The sequence below is a fragment of the Candidatus Palauibacter soopunensis genome, assembly GCF_947581735.1.
GTDB classification, from domain to species: Bacteria; Gemmatimonadota; Gemmatimonadetes; order Palauibacterales; family Palauibacteraceae; genus Palauibacter; species Palauibacter soopunensis.
Genome location: NZ_CANPVT010000002.1, coordinates 495,077 through 511,420, shown reverse-complemented (window position 1 = coordinate 511,420; position 16,344 = coordinate 495,077). Strand labels below are relative to the sequence as shown.

General features: G+C 69.2%; 14 protein-coding genes. All 14 read right to left on the bottom strand.

Features of this window, described 5'->3' with window-relative positions; genetic code table 11:
- Nucleotides 1–8 precede the first annotated feature (8 nt).
- Nucleotides 9–3,146 (bottom strand): CusA/CzcA family heavy metal efflux RND transporter, encoded by a 3,138-nt coding sequence (locus RN901_RS02460; RefSeq protein WP_310755564.1) that lies wholly within the window; start codon nucleotides 3,144–3,146, stop codon nucleotides 9–11.
- Complete coding sequence (locus RN901_RS02455; protein ID WP_310755561.1) at nucleotides 3,143–4,369, bottom strand: efflux RND transporter periplasmic adaptor subunit; 1,227 nt, start codon at nucleotides 4,367–4,369, stop codon at nucleotides 3,143–3,145. The genes RN901_RS02460 and RN901_RS02455 overlap by 4 nt, the downstream gene beginning before the upstream one ends.
- Nucleotides 4,366–5,676, bottom strand: coding sequence for a TolC family protein (locus tag RN901_RS02450; protein WP_310755559.1), 1,311 nt, complete (start codon nucleotides 5,674–5,676; stop codon nucleotides 4,366–4,368). The genes RN901_RS02455 and RN901_RS02450 overlap by 4 nt, the downstream gene beginning before the upstream one ends.
- A gap of 87 nt (nucleotides 5,677–5,763) precedes the next feature.
- Nucleotides 5,764–6,093 carry a hypothetical protein gene (locus RN901_RS02445; protein WP_310755557.1) on the bottom strand — a complete coding sequence of 110 codons (330 nt, stop codon included), beginning with the start codon at nucleotides 6,091–6,093 and terminating at the stop codon, nucleotides 5,764–5,766.
- A gap of 68 nt (nucleotides 6,094–6,161) precedes the next feature.
- Nucleotides 6,162–6,593, bottom strand: coding sequence for a DoxX family protein (locus RN901_RS02440; RefSeq protein ID WP_310755554.1), 432 nt, complete (start codon nucleotides 6,591–6,593; stop codon nucleotides 6,162–6,164).
- 28 nt (nucleotides 6,594–6,621) lie between these two features.
- The gene (locus tag RN901_RS02435; protein WP_310755551.1) at nucleotides 6,622–7,848 is read right to left on the bottom strand and encodes a hypothetical protein; all 1,227 of its coding nucleotides are present in this window, start codon (nucleotides 7,846–7,848) and stop codon (nucleotides 6,622–6,624) included.
- On the bottom strand, nucleotides 7,841–8,947 hold the full coding sequence (locus RN901_RS02430; RefSeq protein ID WP_310755548.1) for a multicopper oxidase domain-containing protein: 1,107 nt from the start codon (nucleotides 8,945–8,947) through the stop codon (nucleotides 7,841–7,843). Before RN901_RS02430 ends, RN901_RS02435 begins: the two co-directional genes overlap by 8 nt.
- A gap of 150 nt (nucleotides 8,948–9,097) precedes the next feature.
- A complete protein-coding gene (locus RN901_RS02425) occupies nucleotides 9,098–10,150 on the bottom strand; it encodes a fatty acid desaturase (RefSeq protein WP_310755544.1) in 1,053 nt (350 codons plus the stop codon).
- 45 nt (nucleotides 10,151–10,195) lie between these two features.
- The gene (gene queG / locus RN901_RS02420) at nucleotides 10,196–11,305 is read right to left on the bottom strand and encodes a tRNA epoxyqueuosine(34) reductase QueG (RefSeq protein WP_310755541.1); all 1,110 of its coding nucleotides are present in this window, start codon (nucleotides 11,303–11,305) and stop codon (nucleotides 10,196–10,198) included.
- A 1-nt stretch (nucleotide 11,306) separates the two neighbouring features.
- Complete coding sequence (gene nth, locus RN901_RS02415; protein ID WP_310755538.1) at nucleotides 11,307–11,918, bottom strand: endonuclease III; 612 nt, start codon at nucleotides 11,916–11,918, stop codon at nucleotides 11,307–11,309.
- Between the two features lie 52 nt (nucleotides 11,919–11,970).
- On the bottom strand, nucleotides 11,971–13,131 hold the full coding sequence (locus RN901_RS02410) for a site-2 protease family protein (RefSeq protein ID WP_310755535.1): 1,161 nt from the start codon (nucleotides 13,129–13,131) through the stop codon (nucleotides 11,971–11,973).
- Nucleotides 13,131–13,835 (bottom strand): hypothetical protein, encoded by a 705-nt coding sequence (locus tag RN901_RS02405; protein ID WP_310755532.1) that lies wholly within the window; start codon nucleotides 13,833–13,835, stop codon nucleotides 13,131–13,133. Before RN901_RS02405 ends, RN901_RS02410 begins: the two co-directional genes overlap by 1 nt.
- Nucleotides 13,836–13,862: 27 nt before the next feature.
- The gene (locus RN901_RS02400; protein WP_310755528.1) at nucleotides 13,863–15,350 is read right to left on the bottom strand and encodes a sodium-dependent transporter; all 1,488 of its coding nucleotides are present in this window, start codon (nucleotides 15,348–15,350) and stop codon (nucleotides 13,863–13,865) included.
- Nucleotides 15,347–16,342: an alpha/beta hydrolase gene (locus RN901_RS02395; RefSeq protein WP_310755524.1), complete on the bottom strand. Its 996-nt coding sequence runs from the start codon at nucleotides 16,340–16,342 to the stop codon at nucleotides 15,347–15,349. The genes RN901_RS02400 and RN901_RS02395 overlap by 4 nt, the downstream gene beginning before the upstream one ends.
- Between the last annotated feature and the right edge of the window lie 2 nt (nucleotides 16,343–16,344).

Below are 16,344 nucleotides of genomic sequence, written 5' to 3'. Positions count from 1 at the left end.
GCGGACCTTCAGGCCTGAGAGCCGGGTGGCATCGGCCCGCCCGCCATGCGCCGGAGTTGCCACCGGCGCCACAACAGGTAGATGGCGGGGATCACGAGCAACGTGAGAACCGTCGCGGAGATCATCCCCCCGACCATGGGTGACGCGATCCGCTTCATCACGTCCGCGCCCGTGCCGGAACTCCACAGGATGGGCATCAGCCCCGCCGTGATCGCCATCACCGTCATCACGACGGGACGCAGCCGCTCCAGCGCCCCTTCGCGGACCGCGGCCGCCACGTCCGCGGCGGTCCGGATCCGGCCCTCGCCGCGGCGGCGGCGGAAGGCCTCGTCCAGGTATATCAGCATCACGACACCCGTCTCCGCCGCTACGCCGGCGAGCGCGATGAACCCGACCCAGACCGCGACGCTCGTGTTGTAGCCCAGCAGCCACAGGAACCAGATCCCGCCCACGAGCGAGAACGGCAGGGCGAGCATCACGATCAGCGACTCGGCCACACCCCGGAAGTTGAGGTACAGGAGCAGGAAGATGATCCCCAGCGTCACCGGAATCACGACGCGCAGACGCTCCTGCACCCGCTGCATGAACTCGTACTGCCCGCTCCACACGAGGGAGTATCCGCTGGGGAGTTCGAGCTGGGCGGCGACGACGCGCCGGGCCGCCTCCACGTAACTCCCGACGTCGACGCCCTCGATATCGACGAAGATCGTCGTCACGGGGAATGCGTTCTCGGTCTTCACGGCCATGGGCCCCTGGACGGCCGCCACGCGTGCCACCTGGCCGAGCGGGATCTGCGTCCCATCGGGGACGGGCACCAGCACCTCGCGCAGGTTCTGCAGGTCGTCGCGCAACTCCCGCGGGTAGCGGACGTTCACCGCGTAGCGTTCCCGACCCTCCACGGTGACCGTCGCGTTCATCCCGCCGACGGTCGCCATGATCGCGTTGTGCACATCCCCGACGTTGAGGCCGTAGCGCGCCGCCTCCGGCCGGTCGACGTCGATGTCGACGTAGTACCCGGAGACCCCACGCTCCGCGAACGCACTCCGCGTCCCGGGAATCTCGCGCACGATCCGCTCCGCCTCCTCCCCGAGCGCCTGCAGCGTGTCGAGATCCGGGCCGAAGATCTTGATCCCCACCGGCGTGCGAACGCCCGTGGCGAGCATGTCGATGCGCCCCTTGATCGGCATCGTCCATGCGTTCGTCACGCCGGGGAGCGCAACCGCCTCGTCCATCTGCGCGAGCAGCCCGGCGTACGTCACCCCGGGTCGCCATTCCTCCCGCGGCCGCAGGGTGATCGTCGTCTCGAACATGTCGAGCGGGGCCGGATCGGTGGCGGTTTCCGCGCGTCCCGCCTTTCCGAGCACGCTCTCGACCTCGGGGAATGACGCGAGGACGCTGTCCTGGTACTGCATGATCTCGCGCGCCTGGGCGATCGACGCCCCCGGCACGGTGGTCGGCATGAACAGGATCGATCCTTCCTGGAGCGGCGGCATGAACTCGCTGCCGAGCCGCTGCCACGGCAGCACCGTGGCGCCCAGCACCCCGGCCGCGACGACGACCACGAGCCACGGGCGTCGGAGCGCGAAGCCCAGGAAGGGTCGATAGAGCCAGCGCAGGATGCGGTTCACCGGGTTCGCCCGCTCCGGGCGGATCCGCCCGCGCACGAGATACCCCATGAGCACGGGAACCAGCGTGATCGCGAGGAACGCGGACCCCGCCATGGCGAACGTCTTGGTGAACGCGAGGGGCTTGAACAGCCGGCCCTCCTGCTGCTCGAGCGCGAACACCGGGAGGAAGCTGAACGTGATGATGAGGAGGGAGAAGAAGAGGGGCGGACCCACCTGTTTTGCGCTCTCGAGGACGACGTCCCAGCGCGATGTGCCGGGGGCCGCGCGTTCGAGATGCTTGTGCATGTTCTCGATCATGACGATGGCCGCGTCGACCATCGCCCCGATCGCGATCGCGATCCCGCCGAGGCTCATGATGTTGGCGTTCACGCCGATCCAGCGCATGACGATGAAAGAGATGAGAATGCCGAGCGGGAGCGTCACGATCGCGACGAGCGCCGAACGGAAGTGGAGCAGGAACACCAGCGCCACGGCGGCGACGATGAGCGATTCCTCCACCAGCTTCTCGCGGAGCGTGTCGATGGCCCGGTGGATGAGGTCGCTGCGGTCGTAGGCCGGCCGCAGCCGGGTGCCGGCCGGGAGCCCCGCGTTGATCTCTTCCAGCCGCTCCTTCACCCGCTCGATCGTCTCGAGCGCGTCGGAGCCGAAGCGCATGACGACGATCCCGGCCACGACCTCGCCGCGGCCGTCCAGATCCGCGACGCCGCGCCGCGGGGCCGGGCCTTCCCGTACCGTCGCGACATCGGCCACCCGGATGGGCGTGCCGTTCGGCGTCGACCCGACGGCCACGTTCTCGATGTCCAGCGTGCCCCGCAGGTAGCCGAGACCGCGGATCATGTACTCGCGCCCCCCCATCTCGAGGACGCGCGCGCCGATGTCGATGTTGTGGTCGCCGATCGCCCGGGACACCCGCGTGACGGGGATGTCGAACGCCCGCAGCCGCTCCGGATTCACCTCCACCTGGTACTGCTTGACGAACCCGCCCAGGCTCGCGACCTCGGCCACCCCCGGCACGGCCGTCAGTTGATAGCGGATGTACCAGTCCTGGAGCGTGCGCAGTTCCGCGAGGTCCAGGCTGTCCGACTCGAGGGTGTACTCATAGACCCAGCCCACGCCCGTCGCGTCCGGACCGAGTACCGGTTCGACGTCCTCCGGCAACTGCCGCCGGATTCCGTTCAGGTATTCGAGAACGCGCGAGCGGGCCCAGTAGATGTCCGTGCCGTCCTCGAAGATGACGTAGACGAGACTGAGCCCGAAGAAGGAAAACGCGCGCACCACGCGCGCTCCCGGCACCTTCAGCATCTCCGACGCGATCGGATACGTGACCTGGTCCTCGACGATCTGCGGCGCCTGCTCCGCGAAATCGGTCTGGATGATGACCTGCACGTCCGACAGGTCGGGGATCGCGTCGAGCGGCGTCGTGCGCACGGCCCACAGCCCCGCACCGACGATGGCGGCGGTCCCGAGCAGGACGAGGAACCGGTTTCGGATCGACCAGGCGATGATGCGGCCGATCATCGCCCCTCCTCGCCGTGGCCCGCGTGCTGCATGCCGGGCATGCCCCCGCCCGTCGCGCCCAGCCGCGATTCGGCATCGATGAGGAAGTTCGCGGAAGCGACGATCGTCTCTCCCTCCGCCAGTCCGCTCAGGATCTGCACCTGGTCTCCGGCCCGTGCCCCCAGCACGACCTCATGCGGCATCAGCACGCCCGCCTCGTCGCGCACGAAGACGAGGTTGCGCTCCCCGGTCACGACGACGGCCTCCAGCGGCACCGCGATGTCGTCCTGGATCGCCGCCACCTCGAAGAAGACGGTGGCGAACATCCCCGGCTTGAAGCGAAGGCCGGGGTTCGGGACCGAGACCCGGACGCGGTTCGTGCGGCTCGCGATCTCCACGACGGGATAGACGAAGCTCACCGTACCCATCATGTGTTCGCCCGGATAGGCGGTGACCTCGATATGCGCCTGGGAACCCACCTCGACGAACTGCAGGTCCCGCTCGAACACTTCCCCCTCCACCCAAACGGTCGAGAGGTCGGCGATCCGGTACAGTCGTGTGCCGGACGTGATCCGCTGTCCCTCGACGACATCCTTCTCGAGGACGATTCCGCTCACCGGAGCGACGAGGCGCAGCGTCTTCGTGACTTCGCCCGTCTGCTCGAGCCGCTCGATCTGTTCGTCGGTGATGTCCCACCAGGCGAGGCGCCGCCGGCTCGCCTCGAGCATGGACTGCGCGCTCGACCACGCCTCGGTGGCGGCCGGGTCGACCTGCGCGGCAAGCCGGCGCGCGGTCAGCAACTCCTCCTGCGCGGCGACGAGCGCGGGGCTGTAGATCGTGAGCAGCGGCTGGCCGCGGAGCACCGCTTCCCCGGTCGTCGCGACCAGGAGTTCCTCGACGAAGCCGTCTGTCTTCGGCGTGATGTCGGCGATATTGCCCTCCGGGGCATCGATGCGGCCCACGGTCCGGATCTCACGCACCGCCGAGATCCGCTCCACGGCGGTGTAGGTGACGCCGAGCGCCTGCTCCTGTTCCGACGTGAGCTGCACCAGACCGCGCCCGAGCGCCGGCAGCGTGTCGGTTTCCGAGGGCGCGGCCATGCCGGGCATGTGCGCGGCATGATCGCCTTCCATGCCGGGCATCTCCGCCATCTCCGAGTCGCCGCCGCAGGCCCAGAGCGCCGCCGCGACGGGAACGAATCCGAGCCGAGCGCGCACGAACGGGAAGAAGTTGAGTCGTTTCATCGGACTACCTCCGTTTCGCCCCCCAGCAGGGCTTCGATCTCCGCGACGGCGGTGTGATAGGCGGCGGTCAGCCGCACGCGCTCGATCTCGTAGCGGTTCACCGTGAGTTCGCTCTGGACGAGCGTCATGAAATCGACTTCGCCCACGCGGTAGGCGGAGAGCGACGATTCGACCGCCGCCCGGGCCTGAGGGAGGATCGACGTTGCGTAGAGGTCGTGGAGCCGCAGGGCGCGGTCGGACTCGGCGCGCGCCTCCGCAATCCGGGCGTAGGTCTCGTTCAGCAGTTCGAGTTCGGCAGCCTCTGCAGCAGCGTGCCAGGCGAACGCCTCGTCCCGCATGGGCAACTGGCGGGAGCCCGCCCACAGCGGGATGCTGACGCCAACGCTGAAACTCAGCATGTCTGCGAACCGAGGCCGGTGCGCGTAGTCGGCCCCGAGCCTCAGATCCGGGTACAGGGCGCGGCGGGCACCCTCGTAGGCCGACTCCGCCGCCCGGATCCGCTCGCGCGCGGCGCGCAGCGCGGGCCGTCTCTCGGCCGCCAGGGCCATGAGATCCGTCACGGCCGGAAGTGACTCACCGGCGGCGGGCAGTTCGAGCGCCCCCACGGTTCGTTCGGGCTCGCGCCCCAGCAGCGCATTCAGCCTTGCCGCCATGGCGAGCCGCGTCTGCTCAGCCGCCGCGATGTCCTCGGTCATCGTGGCGACGGCCACCTGGGCCTGCAGGACATCGTTCTGAAGGCCCGTCCCCACGGCGTAGAGCGTGTTGGAGACATCGAGGAACTCGCGCAGGAGGTCGCGTGTGTCGCGCATGATGTCCAGCGCCCGGTCCTCGAAGGCGAGTTCGAAGTACACGGCCTTCACGCGCCGCACGAGCGCGGCCTCCGCGTCGAGAACCGCCAGCTCCTCGGCGACCGCGAGGTGTGCCGCGCGCGCCTCCGCGAACCCCAGCTTCCCCGGCCAGGGGAGCGTCTGCTGGAGCTGGAGCGTGTTCATCGTCATTCGCTCGCCCGCTCCGAACCCGTCGAGCGGACGGTTTCCGAGGCGGAACGAGACGACCGGATCCGGCGGCGCGCCCATTTGTGGCACGCGGGCCCGGGCGGCGTCGGCCCGCAGGCGTGCGACCCGCAGCATCGGGTTCGCGCCGCGCGCCGCGGCGACCGCGTCGGCCAGGTGGAGCGTATCGCGCTCCTGGGCCCGCGACGGGGACGCCACGGCCCCACTGGCCGCCACGGCCCACGCGAAGCACCGGATGCCCCGGCGGATCCCGCCCTTCATGCGGGACACGCGGGCATGAGTTACGGATGGCATGAGATGCCTCTCGTCTGAACGGTGACAACTCGCCCAGGGGTCGCCGTCGTCAGTCGGCGATCGGGGCGCTCGTGTGGATGCGTCCGTTCAGACGGTCTTGGGCGGAGGGGTGTCGGGAGAGGCTCTGGACCGGAGTTGGCATGCGGCGCCGGCGAGCGCGGCGTCCGAGTCGTACGCGAAGGCGCGGAAGCCGGTCGTGCTCATGGGGAGCGAGGCCTGCAGCAAGACGGCGCAACCCATCAGCGAGTGACAGTCCGTTCCCGCGTCCGCGCCCTCCGTCGAAGGCTCGACGAGGGTCGGCAACTCCGCCATCGCGTGGTGCTCGCCGTGCTCGTGCGAGCCCGCCTCGCACAGCGGTGCGCGCGCGTACGGAAGCACGAGCGTCGCAAGAAGCAGGGGAACGGCGAGTTGGCGCATGATGCCAGTCTAAACGGCCCTGTCCGCCGTGTCGAGGCACGAAAACGTCCCTGCTCGGCGGCACCGCACTATTCGATGACCACCTCGACGTCCTTCGCGAAGAGGATCTTGACCGTCGCGATCCCCGATCCCGCCAGCACGAGGGTCAGCAGGGCGGCGATCAGGAGCAGGTTGAACTCGTAGCCCCCCTGGCCCGGGCCCACGACGTAGAAGCCGTTGGCCAGGTGCACGAGGAAGACCCCCGCCAGCATGTGTGCGGCGAGAACCAGGGCGAAGGGCGTCACGAACAGGCCCGCGACCAGGCATGCGCCGCCCAGGGTCTCGGCCAGCGCGATCCCCCACGCCGCGATCCCCGAGAGCGGGATTCCGAGCGACCCGAGGAACGCCGCGGTCCCATCGATGCCCCCGGCCAGCTTCGGCCAGCCGTGCATCACGAAGATCAGTCCGATCACGACGCGGAGGATGGCCAGACCGAGGCCGGGGTTTCTGCCGCCGAGCATCCTGCCTCCTTTTGGTTGGGCCGTCAGGCTACGCGGTCACCATCAGCGCCGTGCCGTACATGACCAGCAGGCCGAGGAGGAGGCCCGTGGCATTGAGCGGCGTGAACAGGCCCTGCGGCCAGCTCTTCCGGATCAGCCGGGTGACCTCGACGATGACCTGCAGGATGGCTCCGGCGCCGAGCGCGAGGAAGAACGTCGCCAGCGTCGGCGAGTAGGAGAATCCGCCCGCCCACGCTCCCAGTACGGTCGGCAGTCCGGCGATTCCGCCCATGAAGGCGAAGTGTCGGAGCGCGGGCCGCCGGTCCGCGACGGGCGCGACGATCGCCAGCCCCTCCGTCGTGTTGTGGAGCGCGAAGCCGATGACGAGGAAGCTTCCGAGCGCGATCTCGCCGAGGGAGAAGGCCGCCCCGATCGCGAGTCCCTCGCCGAGGTTGTGCAGCCCGATGCTGATGGCGATCAGGTACGCCACCGTGAGCCCGCTGCTCGCCCCGCCCCCGCCCGCTCCGGTGGAGCCTCCGCCGCCCCGGCCGCGTCCGAGGTTCCCCAGGGCCCTGAGACCGACGATGGCGCCGATGACGCCGACGGCGATCAGCCCCGCCGCCTGGAATCCCTCCGGCACGAGCGCCGAAGCCTCGAGCGTGTCCTCGAACGCATCGACAACGAGGAAAGCCAGGAGGCCCACGGTGAGGCTGAGGTAGAAGTGGATCCACTTGCGGTCGATCCGGCGCAGGAAGGGATACCACAGCAGGCCCACGAGGACGGGGATGACCCCCGCGTAGAGGCCGAGGAGGCCGAACGTCGTGAGGTAAAGGGCGTTGGGGCGCGGCGAGAGCGTCGCCACCGCCACCTCGTGATCGAAGGTGAGTCCGGTGGAGGTCACGAGCCGGATGACGTGGAGTTCTCCCTCCACCCATGGGTAGTCCAGTTCCAGCGTGGCTCGGGCGAGACGCGGCAGGGTCGGATCGCCCTCGATCTCGAACTGCCAGAAGGCATCGTCGACGATCACCTGCGCGATGGTGGCCGCCTCGGGGCCTCCGTTCACGACGTGCACGCGCATGACGCCGCTCTCCGGGAAGCTCACGCGCTCGATCGTGAGATCCTCGACGGGCGGGAACGCGTTCCGGAAGGGGGCCGTGGGATCGGCGCCGAAGAAGAACGCGACGAGCCCCGCCAGCAGCGCGAGCGGGAAGAGGCCAAGGACCCAGCGCGCCGGGCCGCCCCCGCGCGGAGCGGCGTCGGACCGCTCGTCAGACACTGCGGGATGCGGCGCGCACGGGCGCGCCCTCGTCGGCGGCGAGCCGCTCGACCGCCTCGAAGAAACCCATCCACCCCAGTTCCGCGAACTCGCTCTGGTGCGCGTGGAACATGTGCATGCCCGGGTTCTCGAGGCGGAACTCGAGGACGTGCCGCTCGCCCTGGCACATCATGATCGTGTCCGTGAGGTCGTACTGGTCCGGCCGGGTGCCGGTTCGGAACACCTTGAACATGCCCGCGTGCAGGTGGAAGGAGTTGATGAGGTCGAACTCGGTCGTGTTCACGAGATAGATCCGGCACAGATCGTTCACGCCCACACGCACCGGATGGTGGTGGTAGTAGAACGCCGAAGTGTTGACCGCGTACACCTCGTTGTCCCCGTCCAGGTTGCTGTCGAACGCGTTCATCACCATCACCATCTCCCGCGCCGGTTCCCGGCCTTCGGGCGGATCCACGATGAACGTCCCGTACAGACCCTTATGGATGTGCCGCTTGAGCGGCATCGTGTGGCAGTGGTACAGGTGGAGCCCGAACGGCTTCGCCTCGAACTCGTAGGTGAAGCGCTGGCCCGGTTCCACGATGGGCTCGAAGCCGTCCATCTCCGGCGGGTGCGTGCCGTGGAAGTGGATGGTGTGGGGATGCGAGCCCGCGTTGATGAACTCGACCTGGAGGATGTCCCCCTCCGTGCAGCGCAGCGTCGGACCCGGCACCTGCCCGTTGTAGGTCCACGCCGGGAAGAAGACGCCGGGCGCGATCTCGATGTCGCGGTCGAGCGCCACCAACTCCCAGCGCCGCACGACGCGCCCGTCGGCGCGAGTCGTGACCTCACCGTAGTCGAAGTCGGTGAGGAAGGCCGCCGGGTCGAATGTGCCGTCGGGCCCGGGCATGCCGACGATCCCCATCGCCTCCTGGTGCCCCGCGTGCGGGCCCGCCGCGGCTCCGTCCACTCGCGGCTCGCGCGGCATGGCCCCGCTGGCCGCCAGAGCCTCCCTGGCCCCGCCCCGGGAGGCCAGATCCAGCACCGTCGCTCCCGATACGCCGGCAACCCCCGCTGCGCCAAGCTTCAGCCAGTCACGCCGACTCAGCTTCTCCGGCTTCACCTGTCCTCCGGATTTCCCCCGAACACCGATCCGGGCCGCGGCCCGGGCTGATTTTTAGCCTAGGCTAAAAATAGTTTTCGGAAGATGCACGGAACTACGAGCGGCGTCAACAAGCATCCGGTGAGTCCGGGGCGGGGCGGCTTTCGAGGGTCAGGCCTCCGCGGCGCGGAGGATGCGGGTGCGGGCGGCCTCTCGAGCCCGGTCGAGTTCGGCGCCGGCCTCAGCCTTCGCCCGGGCGACGCGCGCGAACTTGCCGGGCCGGACCCGATCCAGACGGGCCCGCGCTCTGGCGGCGGCGCGGTCGAGACGCTTGAGGGATTGTTCCTCGCGGGCGCGTTCGATGCGCCGCAGTCCGGCCTCGCGGGTCCGCTGGATGCGCGACAGCGCCCGATCCAGACGCCGGTTCATGCGGTCCGCCGAGTCACGGTAGAACTTCGCCGCGAATTCCCGCGGGGTCGCCGTGCGCGCGTAGAGCACGTTGGCGAGTCGCAGGACGCTCAGTATCCGGATGTAGAACCAGCCGATGTCGAACTCCCACCAGTGCGCCTTGAACTTGGCCGAGCGCGGGTCCGCGTGATGGTTGTTGTGGAGTTCCTCGCCGAGAATCCAGATCCCCCAGGGATAGAGATTGTGGCTGTCGTCGCGGGTGCCGAAGGTCCGGTAGCCGAGCGCGTGTCCGAGGCCGTTGATGATGTTCCCCGTGAGCGGCATCCAGAACACCATGCACGTCCAGACGATGAGCCCGGGAATGATCCCGAACAGGTACAGATTGAGGACGAGCATGATTCTGAGCCCCAGGCCACGGCGCTTGGCGTAGACCTTGCGTTCGACCCAGTCGTCGGGCGTCCCCTTCCCGTATTTCTCGAGCAGCGTCTCGTCCTTCGCGGCCTTCCGATAGAAGAAGAGCCCGCCGAACGCAATGTTCGCGAGACCTTCGAGCGTGGGCGAATGAGGATCGCCCTCGCGGTCCGCATAGGCGTGGTGCTTCCGGTGGATCGCGACCCACTCCTTCGTGACGATCCCGGTCGTGAGCCAGCACCAGAAACGCATGGCGTGCTCGACGACCGGATGAAACACGACGCCGCCGTGCGTCGCCGAGCGGTGCAGATAGAGCGTGTTGACCATGTTCGTGAGGTGCCCTGCGACAAGAATCCACACGAGGGCGATCCACCACGGTTCTCCCAGGACCGCATAACCCGGCATGCGTTTTTCTCCTCAGTTCTCCGCGTTTCGGTGCGACGGTCCAACCTAACCCTGGAGTACGTCGAGCGCCCACCGGGCGTGTTCCCGGACGAGGGGCGACGGGTCCTCCACGAGGCGCCGCAGGATGCGGTGCGCGCCGGGCCCGCCGGAGTTGCCGAGGCCGACCGCCAGATTCCGGAGCAGCCCGTCGCGGCCGGGGCGGCGGAACGCGGTGCCCCGGTAGCGCGTGCGGAACTCGTCGGCATCGAGGGAGGCCAGTTCCTCCGCCCACGCGACCATGTCCTCCGGCGGCACCGGTTGGCCGGGCCGGGGCGCGAACGGCGCCTCCTCGGGGGCGGACGCCTCCGAGTTCCAGGGGCACACCTCCTGGCAGATGTCGCAGCCGAACACCCGGTTGCCGATCGCGGGGCGCAGCGTCTCGGGGATGGGGCCTCGGAGTTCGATCGTGAGATACGAGATGCAGAGCCGCGCATCGAGGAGCCGGCCGTCCAGGATCGCGTCCGTCGGGCACGCGTCGATGCAGCGGCGGCAGGTCCCGCAGCGGTCGTGGACGAAGGGGGGATCGGGCTCGATCTCGAGGTCCGTGAGCAGCTCTCCCAGCATGAAGTAGGACCCGAGGTCGGGGTGGAGGAGCATCGTGTTCTTGCCGATCCAGCCCAGCCCCGCGCGCTGCGCGTGGTCCCGCTCGAGGACGGGACCATAGTCCACGTAGCGCTTGGTGCGGGCGCCGGGAGAGAGATCCTCGATGGCGGCGGAGAGCGCATCGAGCCGCTCCTCGAACACGTCGTGGTAGTCGCGGCCCAGCGCGTAACGGGCGACGACGGGCAGTCGGCGATCCGGAGCGGAGTCCCAGGCGTCGACGGGCCGCCCGCGCGGCGGCGCCGTGGCGGCAGGCCTCGACCCATACAGGAGGCTGACGACGATGAGCGTCCGGCAGCCGGGGAGGGCCTCCCGCGGGTCGAGGCGGCGGCGAACGGCGTCCTCCCGCGCCATGTAGGCCATCTCGCCATGGTAGCCGCTCGCGAGCCAGCCCTCGTATGCGTCCGCGTGCGCCGGGGGCGCCGCCGGAGCGAACCCTACCTGGTCGAACCCGGCGGCCCGCGCGGCGGCGCGGACGGCCCGCTTCAGCGCGGCGCCATCGCGGCCGACGCTCACGTCACCCGAACTTCCCGGCACTGACGCAGAGATCGGCCACCGGGCACGCGGCGCAACGCGGCTTCCGGGCGTAGCAGACCGTGCGGCCGTGCAGGATCGAGCGCCACGCGAAGGGGTGCCATTCCTCGCGCGGCAGAACCCTCATCAGATCCTTCTCCACTTTCGGGGGATCGACCTCGTTCGTGAGGCCGAAGCGGTGCGTGACCCGCTTCACGTGCGTGTCCACGACCACGCCCTCGTGAAGCCCGAACGCGTTGGAGAGCACGACGTTCGCAGTCTTCCGGGCAACACCGGGGAGCGTGAGCAGGTCTTCCATCGTCCGTGGGACTTCCCCGTCGTACACGTCGACGAGACGGCGGCCCAGTCCCTTCAGGTGGCGCGCCTTGTTGTTGAAGAATCCGGTCGGGCGCACGGCCTCCCGCAGCTCCTCCAGCGGCGCGTCGGCATACGCGCGGGCGTCGGGATAGGCGGGGAAGAGGGTGCGCGTGACCCGGTTCACGCGCTCGTCCGTGCACTGGGCCGAGAGCACCGTCGCGACGATCAGCTGGAGCGGCGTCTCCCAGTCCAGCGAGACGGTAAGGTCCGGGTAGAGGGCGGCAAGTCGCGGGGACAACGCCGCGGCCAGCTCGGAACGGGCCTTCCAGGAACGAGGCCGGGCCACCGGGTCAGGCGCTCTTCGCCGGCGGCGGCCCGAGGCTCACGAGCCCCATCCGCTGCAGCCGCTGCACTCTCGCGCTGACCTCACGCGGGTCGAGCGCGCCGACGACGAACCCGTTCTCGATCACGAGCAGATACGACACCTGGATCCGAATCCGGAACAGGGCTTCCGCCAGAGACTCGTCGGGACGGGCCGAAGGGAACTCCTCGACGGGTCGCGCGACCGCCGATACCGGCGTTGTCGCGCGAGCGTTCTCCGGCACCGCGGAGACGGCCCGGGCTTCGACGACCCCGATCAGGCCGCCGTCCCGCTCTACCGGATACGCCTCCTCCCGTCCGCGCAGGAAGTAGTCGGATATGGCCCGCTCCACGGGCATGGCCGCCTCGATCATGCGGGGCCGGGGGTTCATCACCCTCGCGACGGGGATCCGGCGCAGGAGCGTGCGGAGTTCGAAGTGTCGCAGGCTCGACGAGGCCGCATTGACCACGAACCAACCGATGAAGGCCGCCCACACGCCGGAGATGAACTGTCCACGGCTCAGGTTGAAGAGCCCGAGGACGATGAGCGCGCCGCCGAACAGCCGCCCGCCCTGTGTGGCCCACCGGGTGGCTTTGACGAGGTCTCCGGTGACGGCCCATACGATGGAGCGGAAGATCCGGCCCCCGTCGAGCGGAAAACCGGGGATCATGTTGAAGACGGCGAGCACGAAGTTGAGAAGCGCCAGGAACCCGAGCACCGTGACCACCGGCGCCGGGGCGGCCCAGGCTTCCGCCGCCACCCGCCCTCCGTGGAAGGCGGCGGCGAGGGCGACGCTCGCGAGGGGACCCGCCGCGGTGAGCAGGAACTCATCCAGCGGACGCCGGGCCTCATCTCGCGCCTGCGCGATGCCGCCGAAGATGAAGAGCGTGATGTGCTCGACTTCCACGCCGCGCGCTCGGCCCGCCAGGGCGTGACCCAGTTCGTGCAGGACTACGGAGAGGAAGAAGAGGAGCGCCGCCGCCGTCCCCATCGCGAGGTACGTGGATGAGGGATAGAAGGGCAGCGCACGCGGGAATTCGCGCGTGGTGAAGGTCCAGATCACGAGCGCCGCGATCGGGAACCACGAAAAGTCGATCCGGATGGGGAAGCCGAACCAGCGTCCGATCCGGAAGCTGCCGAACAGCGGCATCAGCCGTCGCCGGGGGGGAGGGGGTACGCCCGAAGGGAGACTTCCGCGGGCCGGTAGTTCTTCCCTCGTCCGAAGCGCCACCACGGAAGGCGTCGGCGGATGATGACGCACAGGCGGCCCCCGGCCAGGTTCGGCACTTCCACGAACGCCCGGTTCGCGTACGGCGGAGCCTCCACGGCGTAGCGTCGCCCGCGCCATTCGAAGACGGCTTCATCCGCGCGTTCCGTGATCACCGACTCGACGAACAGCTCCGATTCGAGCTTCACGACGCCGTCCGGGCCGGACGGCACCGCCCGGCAGAAGTCCGGGTCGAAGGGCTCCCCGGCGAGCCGCCGCAGATTCTGTTCATGCGCCCAGTCCACCTCATCCAGACCCGCCTCCCCGGCGGCGGATTCCCGGTGGTGCAGCAGTTCGTGCAGGATCGTCTCCCACAGCTCGCCTTCCCAGTCGAAGTCGGGGTCCTCCCCCGCGAGCGCCCGGAAGGAACCGTGATAGAGGACGAGTTCCGAACGCACGTCGCCGTCTCCGCCGGCACCGCTCGGCCACGCCTCCGTCAGGCACTCCCCCATCGTGTACACCCAGTGGAAGTCGGGGTGGCTTGCGGCCTCCGGCTCGATCGTCAGCCCGTCGACCCCTTCCCGCGCTTCAGCGGGGATCTCGTGCCACATGCGGCGAGCCGCCGTCTCGAATCGGTTGAAGTTCACCGCGCGATCGAACGGTCGCCGCCCCCGTCAGGCGTCGTCCGCCGAAGCCGGGGAGCCCGCGGCGTTCGCGGCCAGCCAGCGGTTGAGACCCAGGAAGGCCGCGATCGCGATCGCCCACTGGATGAGCACCGTTCCGACGTTGAACTCCGAGAACAGCGTGAACGACGCGCCCAGGTCGTTCAGGTCGACGGACCGCCACAGCCACCACACCGTGATCACGACCGCCTGCGCGGCGACGAGTCGAATCACGATGTTCCACCACCTTCCGACCACGAGATCGCTGCCCACGCTGTTCACCAGCCGTGTGCGGAAGCGGTCCACGCCGTGGCGCATGATCATGATCGAGAAGAAGAGACCGCTCATCATCAGCCCGACGCCCCACACCCAGTCCTGATTGCGGAACACCTCGATCCAGATGGCGGACGGCAGTCCGAGGATGAACCCGAGGCCGCCGATCGTCAGCACGGCCCTCTTGCGCGCGATCCCCGCATCCGCGAGGACGCGGGTCGGCATCTCGATCATCGCGATCAGGCTGCTCCAGGCCGCGAACACGAGCGCGAGGAAGAAGAGGACCATGAACACGGACCCGCCCGGCATGAGCCCGAAGAGTTGCGGCACCCAGATGAAGGTCAGCCCCTCGTTCCCCGCCCCCACGATCTGGTCGGCCGCGTTGGGAAGGATCGCGAACACCGTGCACAGCACCATGATCCCCGCCAGCAGCGACACGGAGTTGTTGCCGAAACCCAGCATGAAGGCGTTCAGCGTCGTGTCCTCGCGCTTCTTCATGTAGACGGCGTACGCGGTGATCAGTCCCCAGCCCGCGCCCGTGTCCCAGGCGTTCTGCGTCAGGGCCTCGAGCCAGATGGTGGGATTGCCGAGCTCCGCCCAGTCGGGCGTGAAGAGGAACGCGAGGCCCGCGCTCGCCCCCGGGAGCGTGACCGCCCGGACCGTCAACGCCAGGACGAGCAGCAGCAGGCTCGGAATCAGGAAGCGCGCGGCGCGCTCGATCCCCTTCACGCCGCGCAGGACCACGATCACCGCAAGCCCGATCGCGATCGCGTGCGTGAGGATCGGCCACGGCGAGCCGATGAAGGTGTCCCAGTATTCCTGCGGCCCGATGCACGCCGCGGCCCCGACCTCGCAGGGCGCGGTCGGCACGGTTCCGGTCACCGCACCGACGAGATACCGGATCGTCCACCCCATCACGACCGTGTAGTAGAACATGATCGCGGTCGAGATGAAGGCGATCCAGGCGCCCATCCAGGCGGTTTTCTTCCCCCCCAGCTTCGTGAACGCTCCGATGGGGCCCGAGCGTGTCGCCTTGCCGGCGGCGAACTCCGCGAGAATCAGGGGCACGGACCAGAGGAAGAGGAAAACGACCCATGCGACGAGGAAGGAGCCGCCCCCGTTGGAGGCCGCGATACGCGGGAAGCGCCAGATATTGCCGGTTCCGACGGCCATCCCGAGCATGGCCAGCATCATCGCGGCCCGGGAGCTGAAGACGGGATTCGTCATGCGTCGCCTCTCTCGGCTGACTCTTTTTCCGCTTCCTCGCGCGCCCGGAGCCGCTGGAGCCAATCGTCCAGTGTCTCGTTGAAGGCGCCGGGGCGCGAGATGTGCGAGCAGTGCCCGGTGCCCTGAATGGGGACGTACTCGGCGTCCGGGAGCAGCTCGGTGATTTCGCGCGCCCAGTCCACCGGACAATACTCGTCGCGTGGGCCCTTCACCACGAGCGCGGGCACCGCGATGTGGGGCAGATCCGTTCGCAGATCCACCCGCCGCAGGCCTGAGACGCGGCGGTCGGAGACGGTGGGACGGACGGTTCGCGGCCCGGTGAAGAGCGCGTACTCGATCAGGGCATCCCGACCCGGCGAGTCGTCGAAGATCCAGACGCCGAGACGGCTCCAGACCTGGGCCAGGCCGCGGGAGAGTTCCGTCGGGAGATATCGGGTCGTCACCATGGCGAGAGGGATGAGCGCGGCCCGGTTGAAGCCGATGTGGCGGTAGGAGACGCGCGCCAGCGGGTTGCACAGCACGATCCCCCGCAGACGCTCCGGAAACCGGCTCGCGAAGCGCATCGCGATCGCGCTCCCGAGGCTCGTCCCGATGAGCACAAAGCGCTCGACGTCGCGCGCCTCGACGAGTTCGGCCACGTCGTCGACCAGGCGGTCGAAGTCGTCCGTCACCGCAAACTCACGCCGCAGATCCGCGCACACGACGCGATGGCGCCGGGCGAAGCTCGGCAGCTGATAGCGGAACGTCTCCTTCGGTCCGTCCGCACCGGGGACCCAGACGAGCGCATCCCCCGACCCGGCGTCGACGTATTCGACCCTCTCGCCGTCGGAGTACTCGATGACACCGCCGGGGAGCGCCTCGCCGGAGCCGTCCCGAATGGGCGGCCGCACCAGCGCCTCGTTGCGGCGCGTCATGGCCAGCCACCACGCGACGCCCGCGAGCCCGGCCGCCGCGCCCAGCGCGAACCTGCCGGGCCAGCGCAGCCCGCTCACCG

Excerpts from the sequence above, each read along its gene's own strand:
- RN901_RS02460 (WP_310755564.1), bottom strand. The coding sequence starts at position 3,146 with ATGATCGGCCGCATCATCGCCTGGTCGATCCGAAACCGGTTCCTCGTC.
- RN901_RS02455 (WP_310755561.1), bottom strand. The coding sequence starts at position 4,369 with ATGAAACGACTCAACTTCTTCCCGTTCGTGCGCGCTCGGCTCGGATTC.
- RN901_RS02450 (WP_310755559.1), bottom strand. The coding sequence starts at position 5,676 with ATGCCATCCGTAACTCATGCCCGCGTGTCCCGCATGAAGGGCGGGATC.
- RN901_RS02445 (WP_310755557.1), bottom strand. The coding sequence starts at position 6,093 with ATGCGCCAACTCGCCGTTCCCCTGCTTCTTGCGACGCTCGTGCTTCCG.
- RN901_RS02440 (WP_310755554.1), bottom strand. The coding sequence starts at position 6,593 with ATGCTCGGCGGCAGAAACCCCGGCCTCGGTCTGGCCATCCTCCGCGTC.
- RN901_RS02425 (WP_310755544.1), bottom strand. The coding sequence starts at position 10,150 with ATGCCGGGTTATGCGGTCCTGGGAGAACCGTGGTGGATCGCCCTCGTG.
- RN901_RS02410 (WP_310755535.1), bottom strand. The coding sequence starts at position 13,131 with ATGCCGCTGTTCGGCAGCTTCCGGATCGGACGCTGGTTCGGCTTCCCC.
- RN901_RS02400 (WP_310755528.1), bottom strand. The coding sequence starts at position 15,350 with ATGACGAATCCCGTCTTCAGCTCCCGGGCCGCGATGATGCTGGCCATG.